Genomic DNA, 23,877 nt, shown 5'->3' on the forward strand with positions numbered 1-23,877 from the left:
CATCGCGTCAGACCTTCTCGCCCATGAGCCCGCCCGGGCGCACCAGCAGGATCAGCAGCATCAATGCGAAAGGAATGGTCGCCGAGAGGCTGGAGATCTTCAGCGTCAGCAGGCCCCCGACATCGCGCGCCCAGTCGCCCGCGCCGACGAGCGCGAACAGGTCCGCGAGGCTGCGGTCGACGCTCACGGCCAGCGACGTGACAACGCCGATCAGCAGCGACGCCAGCATGGCCCCGCCCAGCGAGCCAAGCCCGCCCACGACCACCACCACGAACACCATCACGCCCAGCTCCAATGCCATGTTGGGGTTGGTCGTGTAGAACGCGCCGGCCACGGCGCCGGCCAGCCCCGCCAGCGCGGCCCCCACGCCGAAGACGCCCATGAACACCAGCGGCACGTTGTGCCCCAGCGCCTCGGCCATGCGCGGCTTGTAGATGGCGGAGCGCACCACGATGCCCACGCGGGTGCGCGTGAGCAGCAGGTAGATCACGACGAACATCGCGATGGCAATTCCGCCCATCAGCAACCGGTAGACCGGGTACTGCGCACCGCCGATGCTGAAGGCCGGCACGTCGAGCGCCGCGGGAATGCGGTAGTCGACCGGGAAGTTGCCGAAGAACAGCTTGATCGATTCCGCCACGATGAACGACAGCCCGAACGTCAGCAGCAGTTCGTGCGCATGCCCGTACTGGTGAACGCGCCGCAGGAAGAAGCGCTCCACCGCGACGCCGACCAGCCCCACCATGACGGGCGACACCGCCACCGCGGCCCAGAAGCCGATCAGGTCCTGCAGCGTGTAGGCGAAGTACGCGCCCAGCATGTAGAACGAGGCGTGCGCGAAGTTCAGCACGCCCATCATCCCGAAGATCAGCGTGAGCCCGGCGGACACCATGAACAGCAGCAGGCCATAGATGACGCCGTTCATGAGCGAAACGAGGAACTGGTCCATGTCGCCGCCCGGTCAGCCCGGCCGCTTCATGACGCAGCTGGCCTGGGCCGGCGCGGAAGCCTCCTCGGCCGAGAAGCGCTTGACCGGCTTGAAGCCCAGCTCGCTCTCGTCGGCCTTGTAGCGCGCGTCCTTGCTGACGGTCGACACCACCATGGGCATCTGCACCTGGTGGTCCGCGGCACGCATGCTCATCTCGCCCATGGGCGACTTGATCTTCGCGGTCTCCAGCGCCTTGGCGAAGGCGTTCACATTGAGCTTGCCGCCTTCGGCCGGCGTGCGCTTCAGCGCGTCGGCGACCATCGCCATGCCGAACACGGTCTGCGGTTCGATGAACGCGGGCGCGTGGCCGGTCTTGGCCTTGTAGTCGTTCACGAAGCGCTCGCCGTCCGCGCCGCCCGCCTCCGCATTGAAGGTGTGGACCACGAAGTGACCGATGGCCAGGTCGCCGGCATTGGCGAGGTTGCCCGGCTGGTCGAGAAACACGGTACCGAAGCGCACCTTCAGCCCCGCCGACTTCGACGCCTTCATCAGCAGCAGCAGGTCGTTCGACCAGTTGCCGGTGAGCACCGAGTCGGCCTTGGCCGCGGCGATCTTGGCGACATAGGGCGCGAAGTCCTGCACCTTGTTGACGTCGTGCAGCGTTTTCTCGACCACCTGGTAACCGCCCGCCGACGCGTTGTCGGAAATGGCGCGCTCCATGTCCTGGCCCCAGGAATAGTTCTGGTTGATCGAATACACCCGGGTGCCGAGTGCGTTGGCCTGCTTCATGGCGCTCACCAGCGCCTTGGTGCGAATCTGCGCATCGCCGCTGAAGCGGAAGTGATGGAAGTTGCACTTGTCGCCGGTCAGCTCGAGCGCCTCCGCCCCCACGTTGATGTAGACGATTTCCTTGCCCGGGTTGCGCAGGTTGTACTTGCGCACGTCCTCGGTGATCTGCCCGCCGATGGCCGACGAGGCGCCTTGCACGATCATCTGCACGCCGTCGGCCGCCGCGGCCTTGAGCTTGTCTGCCGCGCCGGTGGGACCACCCTGGTTGTCGTACTCCAGCAGTTGCACCGGCTCGCCGTTCCAGCCGCCGGCCGCATTGATCTGGTCGATGGCGTAGCGCACCGCGCTGCGGTAGGCCTGGCCCGACGAGGCCTGTGGTCCCGACAGGGTTTCTAGCACGCCGATCTTCACCGGCGCCGCCGATGCAGCCGCCGAGAGCAGCAGCCCGACCGTGGGGATCAGCGCGAAATTGAAGGCGGAAGTTTTGCGTTTTTGCATGAATGTCTCCTTGTTTTGAAAAGCGGAATGCGGGGGGAGGTACGAGAGGCGCGAGAGGTGCGGGAGGCGCGGGGTGCGAACCGCGGGGGAAGCTCGCTGGGCGTCAGAGGTATTCCATGTTCCCGTCGACGCTGATGGCCTGGCCGCTGAGGTTGCGCGCGGCGGGTGAACACAGGAACAGCGCCATGGCCGCCACGTCGTCCAGCGTGACCATGCGGCGCAGCGAAATCTTCTGCAGGTACTGCGCGCGCATGGCCTCCACCGACACACCTTCAGTGGCCGCGCGCGCACCGATCACGCCGTTCATGCGCTCGCCCTCCACGGTGCCGGGCAGGATCGCGTTGACGCGCACGCCGTGCGGACCGAGCTCGATGGCCAGCGACTTCATGAGGCCGACGATGGCCCACTTGGTTGCCGCATACGGTGTGCGCAACGGGTAGCCGAGCCGGCCCGCGACCGAGCTCATCGCGATCAGTGAGGGGTTGTTCACGGACTGCTTGAGCAGCGGCACCGCGCGCTGCGCGAAGTAGAACTGGCTGTTCAGGTTCACCGACACGGTGCGCTCCCAGTCGCCGCGCCGCAGGTCCTGAATGGCGCCGGTGGGCCCGGCAATGCCGACGTTGTTGACCAGCACGTCCAGGCCGCCCAGGGCGCCCTGCACGTCGTCGAAGACGAGGTCGACGTCTTCGGGGACCGATGCGTCCGCCATGCTCGCGGTGACCTCGGGAAGCTCGGCGCCCAGCCGGTCGAGTGCGGCCCGATCGATGTCGCACACATGCACGCGCGCGCCCGCCTCGCAGAACGCGCGCGCAACAGCCGCGCCGATGCCCGAAGCGCCCGCGGTGACCAGCACGCGCAGGCCGGGCGCGGGCCGGAGTGAATCGATGATGCTCATGAATGCCTGTAGAACGTGTGTGGGGTTGCCGGTCGACGACTGAATGCATCGAGTGTCCGGAAGGCATGAGCCGATGGCTATGTGAGCCGCGCACACACGCGCCGCCGTCGCGATGTGCGCGCCACCCTCCGGGAAAACGCGCCCCGCGGCTCAGGGCTTGCGCCCATGCCCGGGCCGCCTCGTTCTGCTAGCCTTCGCAGCCCTATGTCATCACTGCCCCTCGAAAGAAAGCGTTCACAGGCGCCGGCCTCGGGCCTCGCCCCCGAGGACATTGCCGCCGACCTGATCGGCCTGCTGCACCGCAGCGCCTCCGCCGAGGAATTCGCGGCGCGCCTTTCCAACGTCGAGGCCTTGCCCGACGCACTGCGTGGCAAGCCCGGCCTGGTCGAGCTCGTGCGCATGGCCATGGCGCTGCGCAACCGGCTCGAACTGCACGAGCAGCGCGAACGCGGCATGCTCGCGGTCATCGAGTCGGCACAGGACCTGTCGAGCCGCCTCGACCTGCAGGGGCTGCTCAAGGCCATCGCGAACCGTGCACGCAACCTGATGGGCTCGCACCTGTGCTGGCTGACGGTGGTCGATGCGCACACCGGCGAGTTCCAGGTGGTGGTGGCCGACGGTGCCATCTCGCAACGCACGGGCAGGATGACCGCGGGGCGCAACCTCGGCGTGGCCGGCGTCGTGATGTCGACACGGTTGCCCTTTTTCACGCCCGACTACCTGCACGACAAGCGCTTCGTGCACGACCCCGCGCTGGACGACACCTTCCGCGACGAGGGCGTGGCCGCGCTGGTGGGCGCGCCGCTGATCTGCGAGGACAACGTCATCGGCCTGCTGTTCGTGGCGGACCGGTATCACCGCACGCACACCGCGCTCAACGTGTCGATCCTGTGCACGCTGGCCACGCATGCCGCCGTGGCCATCAACAACGCCAAGGCGTTCGCCGAAGCGAAGGCGGCCCTGGCCAACGCCGACCTGGCACGCGCCGAGCTGGAGCGCCATGCGCGCGACGTGCAAGGCGCGGCCGAGGCGCACGAGCAGCTCACGTCGTTGCTTGCAAGGGGTGCCTCCTTGGGCGTGTTGTGCGAGTCGGTTGCGCAGTTGCTCAACGGCAGCGTCCTGGTGCTCGACGAGGCCGGCCACGTGATTGCCAGCGCCAAGCAGCCTGGCTATGACGGCACGGTGGCGCAAGCCTATTCGCCGAACGGCGCTCACAGCGCGGACCTGACGCGCGCGCTGCGCGAGAGCCGGCAGGCCGGCCGGTCGGTCGCGGCTTTCACGCACGGCGACGAGCTCTGCCGGGCCATCGCCGTGATCGGTGGCAACGACATGCTGGGCGCCGTGCTGCTCTTCCGGCACGAAGACCTGCGCGGGATTTCGCTGCGCACTTTCGAGCGAAGTTCCAGCGTCATCGGGGTCATGCTGCTGTCGCAGGAACGCGTGGAAGCGGAGAAAAGCCGCGACGTGTCCGCGCTGCTGCGCACGCTCATCTCTCCGCGGCAGGGCGAGCCTGCGCTGGCGCAGGACCGGGCCGAGCGCTTCGGGCTCGACCTGTCGCAGCCCATGTCCCTGCTTGTGGTCGAGACGGACCAGTCCACGGCGGGGTTCTGGTCGCGGCGCCTGCGCTCGGACCCTGTGCTGGGCGAACAGGTGCTCGACGAGGTGGACGGCGTGCTGGTGCTGGTGTGCAACGCCTCGAGGGCGCACGACGTGCTCGGGCAGTTCGGCGCGTTCGCCCGGCGCGAACTCGGGCAGGCCTACAGGGGCGTGACGTCGAGGCCTGCACTGGCGCCGGCGGAGTTGCCGGCGCTGTACGCCGCGCTGCGGCGCGGGCTGTCGGTACTGGCACGGCTGGGCATGCGCGCGGTCGTCGTCGCGCAGAACGAGATGGCGCTGTACTCGGTGCTTTTCGAAACGCACGACCAGTCCAGCCTCTCCTCGTTTCTCGGCGCGACCATCGGCCCCGTCACGTCGCACGACAGCAAGCGGGGCTCCGAACTCACATCCACGCTGTTGACCTATTTCGACAGCAACCAGAACGCCAAGGCGACGGCGTCCCGCATGGGCATCCACGTCAACACGGTGCGCCAGCGCCTGGCGAGCGTGGAGGAGCTGCTGGGCCATTGGGGAAGCGCCAGCCGGGCACTGGAGATTCACATGGCGCTGCGTTTGTGGAGCCTGAGCGCGGCCGGCGCGCTGCCTGCCTTGCGCGACGAGTAAGAGCTTCCGAGTGCCCGGCGCGATCGCTGGTTGAGCCAGGGGGTCGCGCCACCTTTGCGCCACCTCTGCGCCAACTCTTCAAGGGTTCTTCCGGTAGAACCTGCGCACACCATGTCCTGGCCAGCGGTGTGCTCCGCTGCCATTGAACGCGGATGGCAGCCCGCCAGACTGGAGCGGTCGCGCAGCACAGGCACGCGGCACCCGTTCGGCCCTCGCCGACCGGGGCTCAAAAAAATCCAGGAGACAACATGAAGAGAACACGAACTGCGGTTGGCAAGTCGCTCCATCGCAGCCTGCCCGCGATGCTCTTGACGGCGCTGATGCTGACCGGTTGCGGTGGTGGCGGCGGTGGTGGCAGTGGCAGCGGCGCCATCGACCTGAGCGGTCTCGGCACGCAGGCGCCCCCACCCGCGCAGCCGGCCGCACCGCCGCCGCCACTGACATCGGCACCTTCCATGCAGCGCCAAACCGCTTTCGGTGGGGTCGTCGGCACAGACAACTCAGCCACCAGCGGCACCTTCGCCTGGAAGGGCGTTCCCTTTGCCAAGGCGCCTGTGGGCGAGCTGCGATGGAAACCGCCGGTCGACCCGCAGGCGTGGAACTCGCCCAGGGACACGCAGCAGTTCGGCAACGCCTGTGCATCGACCGGCCGGCTGTACGGGCCGGGCCTGAACAACACGTACGACGCCACCATCGGCACAACGCTCGGCCAGACGGTCGGCTCGGAAGACTGCCTGTACCTGAACGTCTGGCGGCCGGCCAACGACACCGCAAAGCTGCCGGTGATCGTGTGGGTGCACGGGGGGAGCAACATCACCGGCTACACGGCCGACCCCGTCTACGACGGCGCGAACCTTGCGCGCACGGCCAACGCCGTGGTGGTCTCGGTGAACTACCGGCTCGGCATGTTCGGCTTCATGAATGCGAGCTCACTCAAGAACGGCGACCCGCTCAACGACTCGGGGAATTTCGCCATCCTGGACATCGTGAAGGGGCTGCAGTTCGTCCAGGCCAACATCGACAGTTTTGGCGGCGACCCCGGCAACGTCACGCTGATGGGCCAGTCGGCGGGTGCCGTGAATGTCTACGCGGCCATGACGTCGCCGTTGGTGGCCAATGCGAAGCCTGCGCTGATACACCGCGCGCTGCCCATCAGCGGTGGCATCTCGCTGGCGAGCGAATTGCCGGCCGGCAGTGTCGCGACGCTCGCGCGCGCGTCGGACTATGCGGGCCAATGGGGGCTGCTGATCGTCTACATGGTGATCGACGACGGGCTTGCCACCGACATACCGTCTGCGCAGGCCTACCTTGCGACGCAGAGCAGCGACCAGATTGCCGCATACATGCGCGGCAAGAGCGCCGACTTCGTGCTGCACACGGTGCTCACGCGGCTTGCACCGCTGGGTGCTTCAGGGTCGGGGCCGATTCCCGACGGCAACGTGGTGCCGACGAGCCCCATCGCGGCGATCAAGGCCGGCAAGTACGCGAAGGTGCCGGTGCTGATCGGCAATGCGCGAGACGAGGGCAAACTCTTCCCCACGCTGTTTCCGCTTGCCGGCGGCACGGGCAGCGCGCGGCTGCTGGGCGATTCGCAGGTGTTCTCCACCGCATTCAACTACCAGCCCGACGCCGCACCGCAGAGCACGCTTGCACAGTGGATCCCATCGGCCTACCTGCCAGTGGCGACGCCGGGCACCGGCTTCGACGCCGTGGCTTCCCGATTGACCCAGCTCTTTTTCGGCGCCAGCCGCGACAGCGTTGCGGGCGCCCTCGCGTCACAGCAGAGCAACCTGTGGGCCTACAGCTTCGACTGGGATGAAGAGCCCGCGCCGTTCGACAGCATCTACGGCGCAGCGCATGCCTTCGATCTGCCCTTCGCCTTCGGCAACTTCGGCCCCTCGCTGTACGCCAACATCATGTTCAGCAAGGCCAACGAGCAGGGCCGGCTTGCCCTGTCGGACAGCATGATGCGCAGCATCGGCGCCTTCGCGCTCAAGGGTGATCCGAACGATACGAGCTTGGGCGTCGCATGGCCGCGCTGGCCCGCCACGCTGAGCTTCGATGCAACGCCGGCGGGGAAATCCATATCCGTCCGGTGATGGGTGAATCCCCTGCGTGCAGGTGAACGCACGTGGGGGTCGGGCTGCGAACCCCGATCCTGCGTGGCGCAGCGTTTGCTGTCGACCCGAACCCACCTCTGCCGTGCGGGCAAGGCCGGGTCTATTTCACCGCAGGGCCCGTGGTGCGTGCACTCCCAGCCCAATTCGACGTCTGCTGAATCCAGGGTCGGAGATCGGCGGAATCCAACAAGATGCGCTGAAGTTGTGCGAATCAGGATGCTCACGGAGTTTGTGGACGGCAAGTGCTTGATTCATATAGCGGCCGTGGGCAGCATTGATTCTGCTTTTGCGTGTGGAATTTTTCGATACAGCCCGAGCCAAGGCCTTGGCATGCGTCGTGCATCAACACTCCCGAGAGTAGAAGCGTTCAGCAGCGCACGCACCACGAAAGTGCGCTCGCCCGGAAATTGCTCTTGAAGCGCCTTCCGCTTTGTGCGGAGGGATTCAAGACCAGAAGATTCCGAGGCTCCCCCCATGCAACGTCGATTCTTTCTTGCGGCAAGCACCGCCGCCCTCGCCCCCATTGCCGCACCCGCCGTCTTCGCGCAGGGCACCGGCAAGCTCACGCCGCTCAAGTTCACGCTCGACTTCCGCATCAACGGCCAGACCGCGCCCTTCTTCCTCGCGATGACCAAGGGCTACTACAGGGACGAAGGCCTCGACGTGAGCATCGACACGGGCGCCGGCTCGGTCGCCTCCATCACCCGCATTGCCAGCGGCGTGTACCAGCTGGGCCTGGGCGACATCAGCTCGCTGGTGGAGTTCAACGCGCAGAACCCGGGCACGCCGATGGTGCAGGCCGTGTACCAGTACTACAACCGTGCACCGTTCGTGATCATCGGGCGCAAGGACCGCGGCGTGACCGGCGACTTCAGGAGCCTGCAGGGCAAGAAGGTGGCCGCGGCGGCCGTCGAGTCGACCCGCCGCGCCTGGCCGATGGTGGCGCGCAAGCAGGGCATGCGCGGCGACGCCTTCCAGTGGCAGACCACCGACTTCAGCGCGCGCGACAACGTGATGGTGCGCGGCGACGTCGATGCCGCCACCTACTTCCACGACTCGGCCGTCTCGCTGTTCGCGCGCATGAAGCCCGAAGAGCTTTCGGTGCTCAAGTACGCCGACGCGGGCGTCAACCTGTACGGCAACGCCATCCTCGCGAGCAGCAACCTCATCGCGCAGAATCCGAAGGTGGTGGCCGCCTTCCTGCGCGCGAGCAACCGCGCCATCGTCGAGACCTTCGCCAACCCGGCGCCGAGCATCGCGGCCATGCGCCAGCGCGAGCCCATCCTCGACGAGAAGATCGAGCTGGAGCGCTGGGGCATCACGGCGCAGTACGTGGGCGCGGCCGACACGCGCGGCCACGGGCTGGGCGACATCCAAAAGCTCACGCTCGAGCAGCAGGTCGACGAAGTGGCCGATGTGTTCGGCCTCAAGATCAAGCCCGCGTCCGACGCCATCTTCAACACTTCGATGCTCCCATTGCGCAGCGAACGCAATCTTCCCAAGGCGTGACACAGGACCCAACCCCAGGCATGAACCTCAACAACAACACCCAAACCTACCCCGCGGAAAACGAACTCGACGAGCGCGACGGCCGCTACCTGCGCAAGGCCATCGTGTGGTCGCACGCGGCGCGCCGCCGTGGCAACCGCCCTTTCGGCTCGGTCATCGTCTCGGCCTCCGGCGAGGTGCTGGCCGAGGCCGGCAACAGCAACACCGAGACCGGCGACTGCACCGCGCACGCCGAGGTGAACGCGCTGCGCGCGCTGGCCGGGCGCAACATCTCGCGCGAAGAGCTGGCGGGCGCCACGCTCTATGCCTCGGGCGAACCCTGCGTGATGTGCGCGGGCGCCATCTTCTGGTCGAACATCGGCCGCGTGGTGTTCGGCATCGACGCCGAGCGCCTGCGCGTGTTCCGCGGCGAACGGCAGGACCAGCGCGACGCCGAGCTGTCGTGCCGCGACGTGTTCCGCGCGTCGCCGCACCGCATCGAGTGCATCGGGCCCGCGCTGATCGACGAGGCCAGCGCGGCGCACGACGGGGCCTGGAAGGCCTGAAGGCCTGAAGGCCGAACGCCCCGACGCCCCGACGCCTCGCCTCCTGCGCTTCTCCTGAAGGCCTGGACGCCCGAAAGACCCGCGCCTGCCCGGGACTCCGGCTTCGCCCAGAATCGCATCGGCCGCCATGGCCCATGAGAAGCAAAAAGGAGCAAGCCCCGTGACCCCGACACAGCAGACCCCACAGACCGGAACCACCCGAGCCATCCGCGTGACCGAATTCGGCGGCCCCGAGGCCATGCGCCTCGAAACCGTCGACCTTCCCGCGCCCGCCGCGCTCGAGGTGCAGTTGCGCCAGACCGCCGTCGGCTTCAACTACATCGACGTGTACCAGCGCAGCGGCAAGTACCCGCTGCCCTCGCCCACCGGCCTGGGCCACGAGGCCACCGGCGTGGTCGAGGTGCTGGGCGAAGGCGTCACCGACCTGAAGGCGGGCGACCGCGTGGTCTACATGAACGCCGGCGTCGGCGCCTATGCGGAACGCCGCAACGTGCCGGCCGCGAAGCTGGTGCGCATTCCCGACGCCATCTCCGACGAGGACGCCGCCGCCGTGTTCTTCAAGGCCATGACGGCGCAGTACCTCGTGAAGAAGACGCACGCGGTGCAGCCCGGCGACATCGTCGTGGTGCATGCGGCCGCGGGCGGCGTGGGGCAGATCCTGAGCGGCTGGGCCAAGGCGCTGGGCGCCACGGTGATCGGCACCGCCGGTTCCGCCGCCAAGTGCGAAGCGGCGCGCGCGGCCGGCTGCGACGTGGCCGTCGACTATTCGCAGCCCGACTGGGTGCAACAGGTGATCGACGCCACCGGCGGGCGCAAGGCGCGCGTGGTGTACGACTCGGTCGCGCAGCACACCTTCATGGGCTCGCTGGACTGCACCGCGCCCTTCGGCATGGTGGTGCTGTACGGCGCGGCCTCGGGCCCGGCGCCGGCCATCGAGCCCGAGCTGCTCAACAAGAAGGGCTGCCTGTTCCTCACGCGCCCGTCGGTGTTCCCGCACAACGCCGACCCCGCCACCTTCCGCGCGAACGCGAAGGACGTGTTCGACGCCATGGCCTCGGGCGCGGTGCGCGCGTCGATCGGCGCGCGCTTTGCGCTGGCCGATGCGGCCGGCGCGCACCGGGCCGCCGAAAGCCGCTCGGTGACTGGCGCGATCCTGCTGCTGCCCTGACCCAAACGGGCAGGTGCTGCCTGCTCACGCGCGAACTCAGGCGCGAACCTGGTCGCTGCCCTCGACGGCTGTTGCAGCCAACGATGCCGCTGATTTTTCGGCGCAGCTCCGGAAGCTCGCGTTGCGCTGGTCGAGCGCCTCCTGCGTCATGGGCACCATGATCGGCGCGCCTTCGTGCGCGAAGGCCTGGCACTGCTCCACGTAGGGGCGCAGGCTCTCGTGATAGAGGGGGGATGCGGCGGACATGTCGCCATCGCAATCGCTCCAGGTTCTCGCGAGTGTTTCCGCGGACACCATGGCCAGCGTGGTCCCCATGCCTGACAGCAGGGCCGCGCAGTGGCCCGCATCGCCAATGACGGCCACGTTGCCCTGGGTCCAGCTCGGCATGTGGGTCTGGCTCACCGAGTCGAAGTAGAAGCCCTTGGCGGCGGGGTCCATGAACGCCGCGCGTATCGCGGGCACCTGCCACGCATCCACGCGCGACAGGAAGCCATCGATGATCTTCCGGTGCGCGGCAAGGTCGCGGTGGTCGTAGTCGATCTCGGGGCTGGCGGCGATCATCATGGCCTGCGGTCCGTCGCCCGCGTTGCGCACGCTGATCTTCAGGCCGGGCACGTTGAGCATGCCGCGGGACCACTCACGCTCCTTCGGCAGGTCGAGCAGCGCCACGTAGTAGCCGAAGTGCCGCACGTAGTTCTTCTCGGGCCCGAAGGCGAGCTTGCGCACGTTGGAGTGCAGGCCGTCGGCACCCACCACGAGGTCGTAGCGGCCTTGCGAGCCATCCGTCAAGGCCACGTCCACGCCGCCCTGGCCGTCCTGGTCATCCACGAGCGACGCGATGGACACCTCGAAGCGGAACTCGACCTCTTTCGGGATGAGACCCAGCAGGATGTTGTTGAGACGATCGCGCGAGATCTCGATGTCGTCGTCGGTCTCGTTGGCGAACCACCGCAGGTCGAGCGTGGCCACCTGCATTCCCTTGGCGTCGAGCACCGGCGCCGGCTGCGAGACCACGACCTTCTCGTCGTCGATCCTCTGGAGAATTCCCATCCGCTGCGCCGTGCCGAGCGCCCGTCCGCGAACGTCGATGGGCGCACCGCCGGGGCGCAGGCCATCCGAACGCTCGACCACGGTCACCCGGTGGCCAAGGTGGGCGAACCAGTAGGCGGCGGAAAGGCCGGCCATGCTGGCGCCGGAGACTAGGACATTCATGGTGCGGCTCCTGAGTGTTGAGCGTGGGTACCCGTTCGGCGGCATGGGCGTGTTGCCGCTGTCTACAGCTTGAAGTCCCTGGCCATCCGGATCACCGCCTGCTTGTCGAAGTTGTTGATCTCGTCGACCAGGTCGTTCGTGAACAGGCGGTTCGGGTCGCCCAGCTCCTTGCCCAGCTTGGGGTTCTTGCTGCTTTCCGCGGCCATCTCGATGTTCGAGTTCCATTCGGCCAGCGAAGAAGCGCCCATGCGCTGGTCCGGGTCGTCGGTGCGGCGCATCCAGCTGTTCTTGCGGTCCTTGAGGATGAACGCCAGCTCCTTGCGGGCTTCGTCTTCGCTGCGGCCCTTGGGCTTGCTCTCGGGGTAGACCGCCCAGTGCAGGTCGATGGCCGCATCGAGGTTGGCGTTCGAGAAAATGGTCGACTTCGCCATGCCCTGGAACAGGGCCACCAGCGACTTGCGCTCATCTTTCAGCAGCTTGCGCGGCACGCACAACCAGCCCGAACCCAAGCGCGCGAACCTGGGCGTGAGCGGCACATACCGCAGTGGGGTGCCCACCAGTTCGATGCGCGCCGTGGCCGTGTCGAAGGCCACCATGGCGTCCACCCGGTCGTTGTCGATCGCCGCCCCGGCGGGCGCGCCGTCGCCGATCGCGATGTATTCGCACGTGTCGTCCTTCAGCCCCAGTTCGCCCAGCATGGTCTTGGTGACGACGATGCCCGCGTCGCCCTGGCTGCGCACGCCAATGCGCTTGCCCACGAGGTCCGCCACCGACTTGATCGGGCTGCCCGGCTTGACCACCACCGTGTTGGCATTGCCCGGCAGCCACTTGTAGACGCTCACAAGGTCCAGCGACGGGTCCTTCGCCATTGCGGGGAGCAGGATGCCCGGCACGGCGGGCCCGAAATCCACATGCCCGGCGCGCAGGCTTTGCAGCGCCTGCGTCATGCTCGACATGTTGACGTACTCCGGGTCCACGCCGGCGGGCTTGTAGAAGTTGAGCCGCGGATGCTGGCCCGCCGTGACAAAGCACTGCTGCGGGTCGTTCACCGCCGCCGTGTTCGCCAGCTTCATCACGCGCACGCTCTGCGCCAGTGCCGGCAGTCCGGTCGCAAGGGCCCAGGCACCGAGGCCCAGGCCAAGATCACGTCTCGTCAACATCGCTGTGCTCCTTCAGGAAAAGATGGCTCGGGGTGTCGCCGGTTCAGGTGTTCACCGGGCGCTGGGAGGTGTCGGCCGGCATCCAGTGCAAGACCCGCCGCTGCACGCGGCGCAACGCCGATGTCAGCAGGATGCCGATGACCGAGAGCACGATGCACACCGCAAAGCTGCCGCCGGTGTCGGCCTGCGCTTCCATCTGCAGGATCAGCACCCCCAGGCCGGCCTGCGCGCCCACGAACTCGCCGACCACGGCGCCCACCACGCTGAAGGCGGCGGCCATGTTGAGGCCCGCGAAGATGTACGGCAGCGCGGTGGGGAACTTGGCCTTGCGAAAGATCTGCCAGGGCGAGGCGGACAGCGAGCGCAGCAGGTCGATGCGGTCGGTGTCCACCGCCTTGAAGCCCGCGATGCTGGTCACCAGCACCGGGAAGAACGTCAGCAGGCAGATGATGACGACCTTGGAGCTGATGCCGAAGCCGAGCCACACCACGATGATGGGCGCCACCGCCACCTTGGGCACGCTCTGCAGCGCCGCCACGTAGGGCTCCAGCAGCGCCTCCAGCCGCGGCATCTGCGAGATCACGATGCCTATCGCGAGCCCGATGCCGCCACCGACGAAAAAGCCCAGCAGGATCTCCGCGAGCGTGACGCCGCCGTGGTACCAGAAGCCGTCCTTCGCCATCGGCCCGGTGGCCAGGCCGCGCCACAGCGCGACCGCGATGTCGCTGACCGGCGGCACCAGGTGCTGCGGCACCTTGAACAGCCGAACGGCCGCCTCCCACGAGCCCAGCAGCGCGGCCAGCAGCAGGATGGATTGCACGCGGGTGGACGCCAGCGGGTTGAAGCGTCGGCGCGGCGGCGATCCCACGACTGACGCTAGGGGCGCCGCAGCAACACCGGTGGACGGCGCGGCTTGGGAAGAGTTCAGCATGGCGGTGGTCATGGGAGCGCCCTTTCAGTCAAACGAGGCAGCGTGCGAAAAGCGCTCGCGGATCGAGGCGGAGGCCGACGCGAAGCGGGGGTGCGACATCGCGTCCATGGTGCGGGGGCGCGGCAGGTCGATGGGCAGCACCCGCTCCAGCGTGCCGGGGCGCGGCGACATCACGAACACCTTGTCGCCCAGGAACACGGCCTCGGGAATGGAGTGCGTGATCAGCACCACGGTCTTGCCGCTTTCCATCCAGATGCGTTGGAGCTCGAGGTTCATCCGCTCGCGCGTCATGGCATCGAGCGCGCCGAAGGGCTCGTCCATGAGCAGGATCTTCGGGTCGTGCAGCAGTGCCCGCGCGATGGAGGCGCGCTGCTGCATGCCGCCGCTGAGCTGGCGCGGCAGCTTGTGTTCGAAGCCTTCGAGCCGGACCATCTGCAGCAGCTGCATGGCGCGGTCGCGGGCCTTCTTCCTGTCCAGGCCCAGCACCTCCGCCGGCAGCATCACGTTCTCCAGGATGGTGCGCCACGGCAGCAGGATGGAACTCTGGAACACCACCCCCACGTCGCGGCGCGTGCCGCGGATGGGCTGGCCGTCGAGCATCACCGTGCCCATGCTGTAGTCGAGCAGCCCGGCCAGGATGCGCAGCAGCGTGCTCTTGCCGCACCCGCTCGGCCCGACGATAGTGACGAAGCTACCCTGCGCGATGGTGCAGTCGATGTCCTTGAGCGCGAGCACACCGTCGGTGCCGCCTCCGAAGTTCTTGGACAGGCCCTCGATGCGGATGTAGTCGGGGCGCAGGGGTGCGTTCATGCGTCGGCTCCTGTGGGCTTCAAGAAATGAACCATGTGCCGGGCGAGAGCCTCGGGCACCTGCATCGCCGTCACGTGGCCCACCGCGGGCAGCAGCACGGCGTCGGCATTGCGGATGCGGGCCGCCATGGCAAGGGTCACACTCGCCGGCACCACGCGATCGAGTTCGCCGGCCAGCAGCAGCGTGGGCGCCACGATGTCGGCCACGCCGCTGTCGAGCGCGGTCTGCACGGTGGCGGCGCGGCGCGCGGACCGTGGCGACGCGGGCCGCGCGTTGGCGAAGAAGCGCCGCAGCTCGGGCCGCTGCGCCAGGAAAGCCTCGGGAAAGAACCATGTCGCCAGCTCTTCGGCGGTACCGGGAAGGCCGCGCCGAACCTCGGCCAGGCGACGTGCGTCGGGGCAGAGTTCTTCCAGCGGCCTCGGCAGCGGCCAGGTGCTGCCCAGCACCAGGTGATCGACGGCACGCGGATGCATCAGGGCCAGCGCCTGCGCCACCCGGCCACCGAAGGACGACCCGAACACATGCGCGCGCCTGAAGCCCAGCCCGCCGATCAGCCGCTGCGCATCGTTCGCGAGGTCCGACAGCGTGCTGGCCTGTTCCGGTGCTTCGGTTTCGCCGCAGTCCCGCTGGTCGTAGGTGATGACGGTGAAGTGACTCGCCAGGTGCGGCACCAGCGCCGCGAACATCTGCCGCGTGGCTTCCGCGCCGTGCATGAGCACCAGCGGCGGGCCTTCGCCGGCCCGGTCGAAGGCGATGCGCACCTCGCCAGCCTGCAGGAATTCGGTCATGGCGCGCTGCCTTCCAGGCCCTTTTTCGCGCCTTGTTCCACGTCTTCTTTCGCACCTTCTTCCTGGTCCAGCCAGAAAGTCATCTCGATCTTCAGTCCGCGCGGGTCATGCAGGAACAGCTGCTGGATGTTCCAGCCGGGAATCGGCGCCTCGCTGAACGGCACGCCCAGTTCGCGCAGGTGCGCGCGCATCTCCCGCAGCCCGTGCGAACGGAACGAGATGTGGTCGACATGCCCGGTGACCGGCTGCACGGGCGCGTCCGGCGTCGACAGGTGCGCGAACAGGTGCACGATCGGCTGACCTTCGGCATAGAGCCAGGCGCCCGGCGCGGGAATCTCGGGCCGCCGCCCGGCCTCCAGGCGCAGCACGCGGGTGTAGAAGTCCAGCAGCGGCGGCAGCTCTTGCGGCGCGCAGCGGATGGTGAAGTGATGCAAGGCGGTCACGGGCATGGAAGTACTCCTTCAGCGCACTCGCGCATCCATGGTGGAAATGCCGGAAATACCGGAAATGGCGAGGATCGCGGGGACCGCGGGAATGGCCGGCAAACCCGTGAACCGGTAGGAAAGCCCGGGCATGGCCGGCACCCAGCGCGCGGCTGCGAGCGCCAGCAGCCGAATGCCGAGGACCTCGCCCGGCAGCCAGCGGTCGCGGGTGCCGAAGACATTGAAGGTCGCGTAGCACAGCGTGCCCTGCATGAGCGGCACATTGATCACGCTGCGCAAGCCCATCGCACGCATCTGCTCGAAGTCGTCGAAGTGCTGCGCGAGCACCTGCTCTCCTTCGCCGATGAAGGCGCGCCCCTCGACAAAGAGGCATTCGGTCCATGGCGTCCGTGTCTTGCGCTTGGCGCCGTTGACCGGAAAGCTCTCGGCCTCAGAAGAATGGAAACGGCGCAGGAGCACCTCGCCCGCCGCATCGCGCGCGGTCGTCACGTTCTGCTGGATGCTGAAGATCGACTGCGGTGCGATCCTGCGCCGCAGCGCATCGATCGCGGCCATTCCCTCCCCCGGCGTGGCGCAGGCCGCGAGGAGGTCCAGATCGAGGTCATTGATGTTGCACGGCGATGTCATGAAGAAAGTCTAGGCCGGTCAATTCAATAAAAGCACCTATAAACTGATGCACCGATAACCCTGGAGTTATGGCTTGTCTTCCTTCCGCGATCCCGCCGAGGTGCTGCACCAGGCGCTTTTGTCCCGCTTGAAGCTGCGGCAACTTGCGTTGCTGCAACGCATCGACCGGCATCGAACGCTGGGCAGGGTCGCCGCCGAGATGCGCGTGAGCCAACCCGCGGTGACCAAGGCGCTCAAGGAGGTCGAGGAGATCTTCGGCAGCGCGATCTTCCAGCGGACCAGTCGCGGCCTGGTTCCCACGCCCAGCGGCGAGGCGGTGCTGGCCTATGCGAAGCGCGGCCTGGCGGAACTGGAAGCGACCGCCCAGGTGCTGTCGTCGTACGAAGCAGGCCGCGGCGGCCGGGTGCGCATCGGGCTCACGCAGCAGGTGCCGCAGAAGTTCATCTCTGCCCTGCTCGACCACCTGCTGCACCGCACGCCGCGCGTCGCGGCGATGGTGCGCGAAGGCACCACCGACGAGCTGGTGGGGCTGCTGCTCGCGGGGGAGCTGGACTGCGCCATCGGCCGCTCCTACGACGGAGACGCCACCGGCCTCGTGCAGGAGGCGTTCTACGAGCAGGAGCCCTGCCTCGTGGTGTCCGCCAAGAGCGCCAGGAGACTGTCGCGCGGCCCGCTGGACTGGGCCGGCCTGGCCAGGCTCGACTGGATACTTCCGCCGCTGAACACGCCGATGCGGCGCACCTACAACGCCGTCTTCGTCGGCGCGGGCGTGCAGCCGCCCGTGCCCATGCTGGAGTCCACCTCCATCAGGACCCTGGAGACCGCCCTGCGCGACGAGCCCAATGCCATCTCCATTCTTTCGCGCGACGTCGTGGACGACATGGAGGCCAAGGGCCACTGGCGAGCCCTGCCGTACCGGCTGGGGTGGAACCTTCCACCGGTGAGCTTCCTCACCACCAGCGCCATGCAGGGCAGCCTCATGGTGCGGGAACTGAAAGACGTGGTGGTGAAGGCGGCGGCCGAGATGAAGAAGCAGAGATCGTCGGTGCGCACCGCCTCGTAAGCAAGCCCCGTATGCCCCCCGGACGCGCCGGGTGCGTCCCTCATACGCCCCATGCGAGACTCGCCGCATGCCCTGGCACGCCCGTCTCCATCTCTCCTACCAAAACGAAGCCGACCGCACCGTCGCCCGCTTCCGCCACGACGGCCCGCTGCGCATCCTGCAAAGCCTCTACCCCGAGGGCGACACCGTCTGCCACAACGTGCTGGTGCACCCGCCCGGCGGCCTGGTGGGCGGCGACACGCTGGACATCGACATCGAGGCCGCCGACGGCAGCCACGGCCTCATCACCACGCCCGGTGCCTCGCGCTTCTACCGTTCCGAAGGCGAGCTCGCGCTGCAGCGCACGCGCATCCGGCTCGCGGCCGGCGCGCGGCTCGAGTGGCTGCCGCTGGAGGCCATCTGCTACAGCGGCTGCCAGGCGGAGAACCGCCTCGAGATCGAGGTCGCGCCCGGCGCCGAGCTGATCGGCTGGGACGTGACCGCGCTCGGCCTGCCCAACGCCAACCAGCCCTTCGAACGGGGTACCTACCTGCAGCACATCGAGGTACCCGGCCTGTGGCTGGAGCGCGGGCGCATCGACGCGGCCGACCACCGGCTGCTGCAAAGCCCCATCGGCCTGGGCGGCCACCGCTGCATGGCCTCGCTGTTCTTCGTGGCGGGCTCGCCGGTGGCCCGCGCGCGGCGCGACGCGCTGCTCGCGCATGCGCGCACGCTGCTCGAGGCGAGCCCCCTGTTCGACAGCGCCGGTGCCACCAGCCCGCATGCCGAGTTGGTGGTGCTGCGCGTGCTCGCGCCCGTGGTCGAGCCCGCGATGCAGCTGCTGCGGCAGGTGTGGCAGGCATGGCGCAGCGAGCTCTGGCAGCTGCCCGCGGCCACCCCGCGCATCTGGGCGACCTGAGCGCCCTCCCCCGGAGCGGGGAGCGAATTTGTAGCCGCTGTCTGACGGACAGCCGCTGCGCAAAGGCGCACGCTGCCCTTTTGCCCAGCGGTGACAAGGACCGGCCATGCCTGCTCAGAAGACCCCGGAGACGAACACCTCACTTCATCGGCGGCTGGCCCGGTTCAATGCCGAGCGGCTGAAGCTCGGCATTCCTTCCCCCCGATGGCAGGACGAACTCGCGCGCGAACACGAATACCGGCTGCTGGAAGGCCGCTTCCTCGAAGACCTGCGCGCCACGGTGCAGGTGACGGCCGCGGGCTCGGCCGGCAATGCAGACCACTTCGTGAGCTGGTTCGAGCAGCTCGCGCACACCGGCCCGGGCCAGAACCACGCGCTGTTCGACCGGCTGGCGCAGGAGGCCACGCTGCCGCAGATGCGCTGGTTCCTCACACAGGAGGCCGCGGGCGAGGCGGGCTTCGAAGACCTGCTGGCCTACACCCAGGTCAAGCTGCCGCCCCGGCCCAAGCTCGAGTGCGCGCGCAACTTCTGGGACGAGATGGGCCACGGCAAGCAAAGCGCCATGCACGGCCAGATGCTCGAGCACATGGTGGGCGAGCTGGGGCTGCGCCCGTCGATCGACACCACCGTGTGGGAGTCGCTGGCGCTCGCCAACACCATGGTGGGCCTGGCCACCACGCGGCGCTACGGCTACCACGCCGTCGGCGCGCTCGGCGTCATCGAGCTCACCGCGCCGGGGCGCGTGAAGCAGGTGGCGGCGGGCATGCGGCGCCTGGGCCTGAGCGGGCGGGCGCGCGCCTATTTCGACCTGCACGCGGCGCTCGACGTGTCGCACGCGCGCGCATGGCTGCGCGAAGTGATCCACCCGCTGGTGGCGGCCGACCCGGCCTGCGGCCAGTTTATTGCCGAGGGCGCGCTCATGCGGCTGGTGTGCGGCGAGCGCTGCTTCGCGCGCTACGGCGCGCACCTCGATGAAGCCCTGCACGCCGAGGAGGTCGCCGCATGCTGAACGCGGCCGGCCTGCTGCGCCAGGTGGCGGCCACGGGCTACCGTTTCACGACCGTCACGCCGCTCACGCACCAGCGCGTGCTGGCCCGCCGCGGGCGCGAGCCGGGCGCCACGCTGCGGGACATCTTCGGCTGGAACCTGCCGTTCGAGGCGCGCACCGTGCCGCCGGAACTGCTGGCCGCGATGGAGCATGTCGGCGTCGTCGCGCGCACCGGCTCGCTGCTGCGCAGCACCGTGCGCATCGCCAGCCTGGGGGACGACCTGTTCCTTCACTCGGCGTACCCGACGGTGGAGGAGAACGCCGTGTTCTTCGGCCCCGACACCAGCCGCTTCGCGCGCTTCATCGGGCATGCGCTGGCGCCACGCCACACGCAGCACGCACGCAAGCCACAGCAGCCGCCGCTGCGCGTGCTCGACGTGGGCTGCGGCAGCGGCGCGGGCGGCATCGCCGTGGCGCGCGCGCTGGCGGCCATGGGCATCGCGGCCACGGTGGTCATGAACGACATCAACCCGCTCGCGCTGCAGTACACCGCCACCAACGCCGAAGTGGCCGGCGTGCCCGTGACGCTGGCGCAGGGCGATGCGCTGTCGGCGGTCGACGGTGCGTTCGACCTCATCGTGTCGAACCCGCCGTACCTCGACGACGCCGCGCAGCGCGCCTACCGCCACGGCGGCACGCGGCTCGGGCGGGCGCTGAGCGCGCGCATCGCGGCCGATTCGCTGAAACGGCTGGCGCCGGGCGGGCAGCTGCTGCTGTACACGGGCGTGGCCATGGTCGACGGCGAAGACCCGTTCCTGGCCGAGATGCGTCCGCTGCTGGCCGCCTCGGGCACCGAGTGGTCGTACACCGAGATCGACCCCGACGTGTTCGGCGAGGAGCTGGAGCGGCCCGTGTACGCGCACATTGACCGCATCGCCGCCGTGGGCCTCGTCGCCACGCGGGCACCGGAGGCCGCCTGATGGCCGCCCGGCTCGGCGCGGCCGACCTTGGCGTGGACACCGGCCGGCTGGCCGAGGTGCGCGCATGCAGCGTGCTCGAGCGCATGCCCAAGTGGCTCATCTGCGTGCCGCTGGTGGTGCAGTGGCTGTGGCTGTCGCTGCGCTACGGCGGGCCCACGGTGCCGTCGGCGGCCAACCCGCACCTGACCTCGGGCGGGCTCGTGGGCGAAGGCAAGCTCGAGTACTTCCGCGGCATGGGGCCGCTGGCGCGCTCGGTCACGGCCGCGCATTGCGCGGTGTTCAACGACGGCGCGGCCACGCCGGCTTCGCTGCAGCAAGCCATGGCCGGCAACGGCCTCGCGTTCCCGGTGGTCGCGAAGCCCGACCTGGGCCTGTGCGGCTACGGCGTGCGCCTGCTGCACGGCATGGGCGAACTGCAGGCGTACCTGGCGGCGTTCCCCACCGGCGAGACCGTGGTGCTGCAGCGCTACCTGCCGCAGGAGGGCGAGGCCGGCATCTTCTATGCGCGCGACCCGGCCACGGGCGAGGGCCGCATCATCGGCCTGGCGCTGCGTTACTTTCCGCGCGTGACGGGCGACGGGCGCAGCACCGTGGCCGAGCTCGTGGCGGGCGACGTGCGCGCCCGGCGCATCGGGCGCTCGCCGCGCCACCAGTGCAGCGTGCCGCCCGACAGCGTGCCCGCGGCCGGCCAGCAGGTGCGGCTGGCCACCATCGGCTCCACGCGCGTGGGCGGGCTGTACCGCGACGGCGTGGCGCTCATCACGCCGGAGCTGGTGCGCGCCATCGATGCCGTGGCGCGCGACATGCCCGAGTTTCATTTCGGCCGCTTCGACGTGCGCTACGACAGCCTGCGCGAACTGGGCGCGGGGCGAGGCTTCACCATCATGGAGATCAACGGCGCGGGCTCCGAGGCCATCGAGGCCTGGGACCCCGACACCGGCGTGGTGCAGGGCTTTCGCATGGTCTTCGCCAAGCAGCGGCTGCTGTTCGCCATTGGCGCGGCGCAGCGCAAGGCCGGCGTGCGGCCCATCGGCCTGCTGGCGCTCGCGCGGCTCAACCGGCGGCAGAACCGCCTGGTCGACCGCTATCCCCCTTCCAACTGAAGAGCCACCGCATGAAAGAGCGCATGCCCATGGGCACAACGACCACCGCCTTCGCCTTCACGCCCGCGCCCGTGCTGGAAACGCGCTGGGCCGACTGCGAGGAAGACCTGCGCGACGCCCAGCGCCTGCGCTACCGCGTCTTCGCGCAGGAGATGGGTGCCAGCCTGTCGCCGCCCGAAGGCACGCCGCCCGGCCTCGACGCCGACCGCTTCGACGCCTTCTGCGACCACCTGCTGGTGCGCGCGGTGGACCCGGTGAACGGCCCCGGCCCGCTCATCGGCACCTACCGCGTGCTCACGCCCGAGGCGGCGCGGCGCGCGGGCGGCTTCTACACCGACACCGAGTTCGACCTGGCACCGCTCGCGCCGCTGCGCGGCAGTGCGCTGGAGCTGGGCCGCTCGTGCGTGGACGCGCAATGGCGCTCGGGCAGCGTCATCATGGCGCTGTGGACCGCGCTGGGCCAGTACATGGTCGAGCACCGGCTGGACACCATGATCGGCTGCGCCAGCATCGGCCTGGACGACCAGGGTCTGAGCGCCGCGCGGCTGTGGCACCGGCTGTGCCGCACCCACCTGGTCGAGCAGCGCTGGCGCGTCGAGCCCCGCATCGCGTTGCCGCTGGACACCGACCCCGACGCCGATGCCGACAGCGACGCCGCTCCCCCGGCGCCGCCGCCGCTCATCAAGGGCTACCTGCGCTGCGGCGCGCGCCTGCTCGGCCCGCCGGCGCTCGACGTCGCCTTCAACACGGCCGACCTGCCGCTGATGCTGCGGCTGGACGACGTTGCCCCGCGCTACCGCCAGCACTTCTTCGGCGCGGCGGCGTGAAGCCTCTGGCGCGGCCTCCTGCACCGCCTGCACCGCCTGCTCCGCCCGCACCACGGGCACAGCCGGCAGCGCCGGCACAGCGTTCAAGGCGCGCGCTGCGCGCGGTCGTCTGCGCCCAGTTCTTCAGCTCGCTGGCCGACAACGCCCTGCTGATCGTCGCCATCGGCCTGCTCGCGCAGCGCCACGCGCCCGGCTGGATGACGCCCGCGCTGCGCCTGTTCTTCTACCTGTCGTACGTGCTGCTGGCCGCCTTCGCGGGCGCCGTGGCCGACGCCGCGCCCAAGGGCCGCGTGCTGATGGCCACCAACCTCGTGAAGCTGGGCGGCTGCGCGCTGCTGCTGTGGCACGTGCAGCCGCTGGTGGCCTATGCGCTGGTCGGGCTGGGCGCGGCCGCGTACTCGCCGGCCAAGTACGGCATCCTGCCCGAGCTGCTGCCGCAGGACCAGCTGGTCAGGGCCAACGGCTGGGTGGAGGCGAGCACGGTGCTGTCGATCCTGTTCGGCGTGGCGCTGGGCAGCACGCTGGTCGACAGCGCCCTGGGCCTGCACGCCATCGGCGCGGTGTACCTGCTGGCCGCCGCCTGCACCCGGGCCATTCCGCACAGCCCGGCGCGCGACCGCGCGGCGCTGGCGCATCCGGTGGCGCTGCTGCGCGGCTTCTGGCGCTCGCTGGGGCTGCTGTGGGCCGATGCCGACGCGCGCATCTCGCTGGCCGTCACCAGCCTGTTCTGGGCCGCGTCGGCCACGCTGCAGTTCCTGGTGCTTCGCTGGGCGGCCGAGCGGCTGGGGCTGCCGCTGTCGCAGGGCGCGCTGCTGCAGATTGCCGTGGCCATCGGCATGGTGGCCGGCGCCATCGGGGCGTCGCGCTGGTTTCCGCTGGAACGCGCCAGGCGCGCCTTGCCGCTGGGCGTGGCGCTGGGCGCCGCGGTGATGGCCATGACGCTGGTCACCCGGCCCGCCGTGGCCGCCGCGATGCTGGTGCTGATCGGCGCGCTGGCTGGCCTGCTGCTGGTGCCGATGAACGCCCTGCTGCAAAGCCGTGGGCTGCAGCGCATGCACCCGGGCCAGTCGATCGCGGTGCAGAACGCCAACGAGAGCCTGGCCTCGCTGGCGATGCTGGCGGTGTACGGCGCCCTGCTCTACCTGGACGCGCCGCTGCTGCCCACGCTTGCGGGTTTCGGCGCTTTCCTGGTGCTGGCCATGGGCGCCATCTTCGTCTGGTCGCGCCGGCAGCGGCCCTCGCGCGAGGGCCTGGCCGCACAAAACGGGTAGTACCGCGGTTTGCACATCGGGCGGTTGGGATACAGTCCCGCACCACCGCTTCACGACTTGCCGCCAGAGTGAACTTCAGAAAATCTGCCAACAGTCTGGTTGTT

General features: G+C 69.1%; 22 protein-coding genes. 12 read left to right on the forward strand and 10 right to left on the reverse strand.

Annotated features, from left to right (window positions below; genetic code table 11):
* Positions 1-7: 7 nt before the first annotated feature.
* The 3 genes from BM013_RS24135 to BM013_RS24145 form a co-directional block, all read right to left on the reverse strand.
* Positions 8-949, reverse strand: coding sequence for a branched-chain amino acid ABC transporter permease (locus tag BM013_RS24135; protein ID WP_093130182.1), 942 nt, complete (start codon positions 947-949; stop codon positions 8-10).
* A gap of 12 nt (positions 950-961) precedes the next feature.
* On the reverse strand, positions 962-2,215 hold the full coding sequence (locus tag BM013_RS24140) for a branched-chain amino acid ABC transporter substrate-binding protein (RefSeq protein WP_093130183.1): 1,254 nt from the start codon (positions 2,213-2,215) through the stop codon (positions 962-964).
* Positions 2,216-2,318: 103 nt separating this feature from the next.
* On the reverse strand, positions 2,319-3,110 hold the full coding sequence (locus BM013_RS24145; RefSeq protein ID WP_093130184.1) for an SDR family oxidoreductase: 792 nt from the start codon (positions 3,108-3,110) through the stop codon (positions 2,319-2,321).
* A 204-nt stretch (positions 3,111-3,314) separates the two neighbouring features.
* On the opposite strand from BM013_RS24145, the gene BM013_RS24150 reads away from it, so the two are divergent.
* The 5 genes from BM013_RS24150 to BM013_RS24170 all read left to right on the forward strand — a co-directional run bounded on the left by BM013_RS24150 (position 3,315) and on the right by BM013_RS24170 (position 10,672).
* Positions 3,315-5,330, forward strand: a complete 2,016-nt coding sequence (locus BM013_RS24150) for a helix-turn-helix domain-containing protein (protein ID WP_093130185.1) — start codon at positions 3,315-3,317, stop codon at positions 5,328-5,330.
* A gap of 248 nt (positions 5,331-5,578) precedes the next feature.
* Positions 5,579-7,429, forward strand: coding sequence for a carboxylesterase/lipase family protein (locus BM013_RS24155; RefSeq protein WP_256221643.1), 1,851 nt, complete (start codon positions 5,579-5,581; stop codon positions 7,427-7,429).
* Positions 7,430-7,924: 495 nt separating this feature from the next.
* Positions 7,925-8,959 (forward strand): ABC transporter substrate-binding protein, encoded by a 1,035-nt coding sequence (locus tag BM013_RS24160; RefSeq protein ID WP_093130187.1) that lies wholly within the window; start codon positions 7,925-7,927, stop codon positions 8,957-8,959.
* 20 nt (positions 8,960-8,979) lie between these two features.
* A complete protein-coding gene (locus tag BM013_RS24165; RefSeq protein ID WP_093130188.1) occupies positions 8,980-9,504 on the forward strand; it encodes a nucleoside deaminase in 525 nt (174 codons plus the stop codon).
* A 238-nt stretch (positions 9,505-9,742) separates the two neighbouring features.
* Positions 9,743-10,672: a quinone oxidoreductase family protein gene (locus tag BM013_RS24170; protein ID WP_256221665.1), complete on the forward strand. Its 930-nt coding sequence runs from the start codon at positions 9,743-9,745 to the stop codon at positions 10,670-10,672.
* Between the two features lie 36 nt (positions 10,673-10,708).
* Here the strand turns inward: BM013_RS24170 and BM013_RS24175 are convergent, their stop codons facing one another.
* The 7 genes from BM013_RS24175 to BM013_RS24205 form a co-directional block, all read right to left on the reverse strand.
* The gene (locus BM013_RS24175) at positions 10,709-11,884 is read right to left on the reverse strand and encodes an FAD-dependent monooxygenase (RefSeq protein WP_177225553.1); all 1,176 of its coding nucleotides are present in this window, start codon (positions 11,882-11,884) and stop codon (positions 10,709-10,711) included.
* 62 nt (positions 11,885-11,946) lie between these two features.
* Positions 11,947-13,044 (reverse strand): ABC transporter substrate-binding protein, encoded by a 1,098-nt coding sequence (locus tag BM013_RS24180; RefSeq protein ID WP_093130191.1) that lies wholly within the window; start codon positions 13,042-13,044, stop codon positions 11,947-11,949.
* 43 nt (positions 13,045-13,087) lie between these two features.
* The gene (locus tag BM013_RS24185; protein ID WP_093130192.1) at positions 13,088-13,987 is read right to left on the reverse strand and encodes an ABC transporter permease; all 900 of its coding nucleotides are present in this window, start codon (positions 13,985-13,987) and stop codon (positions 13,088-13,090) included.
* A 12-nt stretch (positions 13,988-13,999) separates the two neighbouring features.
* Complete coding sequence (locus BM013_RS24190) at positions 14,000-14,785, reverse strand: ABC transporter ATP-binding protein (RefSeq protein WP_093130193.1); 786 nt, start codon at positions 14,783-14,785, stop codon at positions 14,000-14,002.
* Positions 14,782-15,573, reverse strand: a complete 792-nt coding sequence (locus tag BM013_RS24195) for an alpha/beta fold hydrolase (RefSeq protein ID WP_093130194.1) — start codon at positions 15,571-15,573, stop codon at positions 14,782-14,784. Before BM013_RS24195 ends, BM013_RS24190 begins: the two co-directional genes overlap by 4 nt.
* Entirely contained in the window at positions 15,570-16,022 is a 453-nt protein-coding gene (locus tag BM013_RS24200) for a VOC family protein (protein ID WP_093130195.1), read from the reverse strand. The genes BM013_RS24195 and BM013_RS24200 overlap by 4 nt, the downstream gene beginning before the upstream one ends.
* Positions 16,023-16,034: 12 nt before the next feature.
* A complete protein-coding gene (locus BM013_RS24205; RefSeq protein WP_093130196.1) occupies positions 16,035-16,643 on the reverse strand; it encodes a hypothetical protein in 609 nt (202 codons plus the stop codon).
* A 73-nt stretch (positions 16,644-16,716) separates the two neighbouring features.
* Here BM013_RS24205 and BM013_RS24210 point away from each other — a divergent pair, with 73 nt between their 5' ends.
* The 7 genes from BM013_RS24210 (at position 16,717) to lplT (ending at position 23,773) form a co-directional block, all read left to right on the forward strand.
* Complete coding sequence (locus BM013_RS24210) at positions 16,717-17,706, forward strand: LysR family transcriptional regulator (RefSeq protein WP_093130197.1); 990 nt, start codon at positions 16,717-16,719, stop codon at positions 17,704-17,706.
* A gap of 67 nt (positions 17,707-17,773) precedes the next feature.
* Positions 17,774-18,604: an urease accessory protein UreD gene (locus tag BM013_RS24215; protein ID WP_093130198.1), complete on the forward strand. Its 831-nt coding sequence runs from the start codon at positions 17,774-17,776 to the stop codon at positions 18,602-18,604.
* A gap of 106 nt (positions 18,605-18,710) precedes the next feature.
* On the forward strand, positions 18,711-19,613 hold the full coding sequence (locus tag BM013_RS24220) for an iron-containing redox enzyme family protein (RefSeq protein WP_093130199.1): 903 nt from the start codon (positions 18,711-18,713) through the stop codon (positions 19,611-19,613).
* Positions 19,607-20,572, forward strand: coding sequence for a methyltransferase (locus BM013_RS24225; RefSeq protein WP_093130200.1), 966 nt, complete (start codon positions 19,607-19,609; stop codon positions 20,570-20,572). The genes BM013_RS24220 and BM013_RS24225 overlap by 7 nt, the downstream gene beginning before the upstream one ends.
* Positions 20,572-21,675: a hypothetical protein gene (locus tag BM013_RS24230; RefSeq protein ID WP_093130201.1), complete on the forward strand. Its 1,104-nt coding sequence runs from the start codon at positions 20,572-20,574 to the stop codon at positions 21,673-21,675. The genes BM013_RS24225 and BM013_RS24230 overlap by 1 nt, the downstream gene beginning before the upstream one ends.
* An 11-nt stretch (positions 21,676-21,686) precedes the next feature.
* The gene (locus tag BM013_RS24235) at positions 21,687-22,502 is read left to right on the forward strand and encodes a GNAT family N-acetyltransferase (protein ID WP_256221645.1); all 816 of its coding nucleotides are present in this window, start codon (positions 21,687-21,689) and stop codon (positions 22,500-22,502) included.
* Positions 22,499-23,773 carry a lysophospholipid transporter LplT gene (lplT, locus tag BM013_RS24240; protein ID WP_256221647.1) on the forward strand — a complete coding sequence of 425 codons (1,275 nt, stop codon included), beginning with the start codon at positions 22,499-22,501 and terminating at the stop codon, positions 23,771-23,773. Before BM013_RS24235 ends, lplT begins: the two co-directional genes overlap by 4 nt.
* Positions 23,774-23,877: the final 104 nt, after the last annotated feature.

It is taken from the genome of Variovorax sp. OK605, assembly GCF_900115445.1.
Classification (GTDB): Bacteria; Pseudomonadota; Gammaproteobacteria; order Burkholderiales; family Burkholderiaceae_C; genus Variovorax.

Coding starts and splice junctions, on each gene's coding strand:
- BM013_RS24135 (WP_093130182.1), bottom strand. CDS start 949: ATGGACCAGTTCCTCGTTTCGCTCATGAACGGCGTCATCTATGGCCTG.
- BM013_RS24140 (WP_093130183.1), bottom strand. CDS start 2,215: ATGCAAAAACGCAAAACTTCCGCCTTCAATTTCGCGCTGATCCCCACG.
- BM013_RS24145 (WP_093130184.1), bottom strand. CDS start 3,110: ATGAGCATCATCGATTCACTCCGGCCCGCGCCCGGCCTGCGCGTGCTG.
- BM013_RS24150 (WP_093130185.1), top strand. CDS start 3,315: ATGTCATCACTGCCCCTCGAAAGAAAGCGTTCACAGGCGCCGGCCTCG.
- BM013_RS24155 (WP_256221643.1), top strand. CDS start 5,579: ATGAAGAGAACACGAACTGCGGTTGGCAAGTCGCTCCATCGCAGCCTG.
- BM013_RS24160 (WP_093130187.1), top strand. CDS start 7,925: ATGCAACGTCGATTCTTTCTTGCGGCAAGCACCGCCGCCCTCGCCCCC.
- BM013_RS24165 (WP_093130188.1), top strand. CDS start 8,980: ATGAACCTCAACAACAACACCCAAACCTACCCCGCGGAAAACGAACTC.
- BM013_RS24170 (WP_256221665.1), top strand. CDS start 9,743: ATGCGCCTCGAAACCGTCGACCTTCCCGCGCCCGCCGCGCTCGAGGTG.
- BM013_RS24175 (WP_177225553.1), bottom strand. CDS start 11,884: ATGAATGTCCTAGTCTCCGGCGCCAGCATGGCCGGCCTTTCCGCCGCC.
- BM013_RS24180 (WP_093130191.1), bottom strand. CDS start 13,044: ATGTTGACGAGACGTGATCTTGGCCTGGGCCTCGGTGCCTGGGCCCTT.
- BM013_RS24185 (WP_093130192.1), bottom strand. CDS start 13,987: ATGACCACCGCCATGCTGAACTCTTCCCAAGCCGCGCCGTCCACCGGT.
- BM013_RS24190 (WP_093130193.1), bottom strand. CDS start 14,785: ATGAACGCACCCCTGCGCCCCGACTACATCCGCATCGAGGGCCTGTCC.
- BM013_RS24195 (WP_093130194.1), bottom strand. CDS start 15,573: ATGACCGAATTCCTGCAGGCTGGCGAGGTGCGCATCGCCTTCGACCGG.
- BM013_RS24200 (WP_093130195.1), bottom strand. CDS start 16,022: ATGCCCGTGACCGCCTTGCATCACTTCACCATCCGCTGCGCGCCGCAA.
- BM013_RS24205 (WP_093130196.1), bottom strand. CDS start 16,643: ATGACATCGCCGTGCAACATCAATGACCTCGATCTGGACCTCCTCGCG.
- BM013_RS24215 (WP_093130198.1), top strand. CDS start 17,774: ATGCCCTGGCACGCCCGTCTCCATCTCTCCTACCAAAACGAAGCCGAC.
- BM013_RS24220 (WP_093130199.1), top strand. CDS start 18,711: ATGCCTGCTCAGAAGACCCCGGAGACGAACACCTCACTTCATCGGCGG.
- BM013_RS24225 (WP_093130200.1), top strand. CDS start 19,607: ATGCTGAACGCGGCCGGCCTGCTGCGCCAGGTGGCGGCCACGGGCTAC.
- BM013_RS24230 (WP_093130201.1), top strand. CDS start 20,572: ATGGCCGCCCGGCTCGGCGCGGCCGACCTTGGCGTGGACACCGGCCGG.
- BM013_RS24235 (WP_256221645.1), top strand. CDS start 21,687: ATGAAAGAGCGCATGCCCATGGGCACAACGACCACCGCCTTCGCCTTC.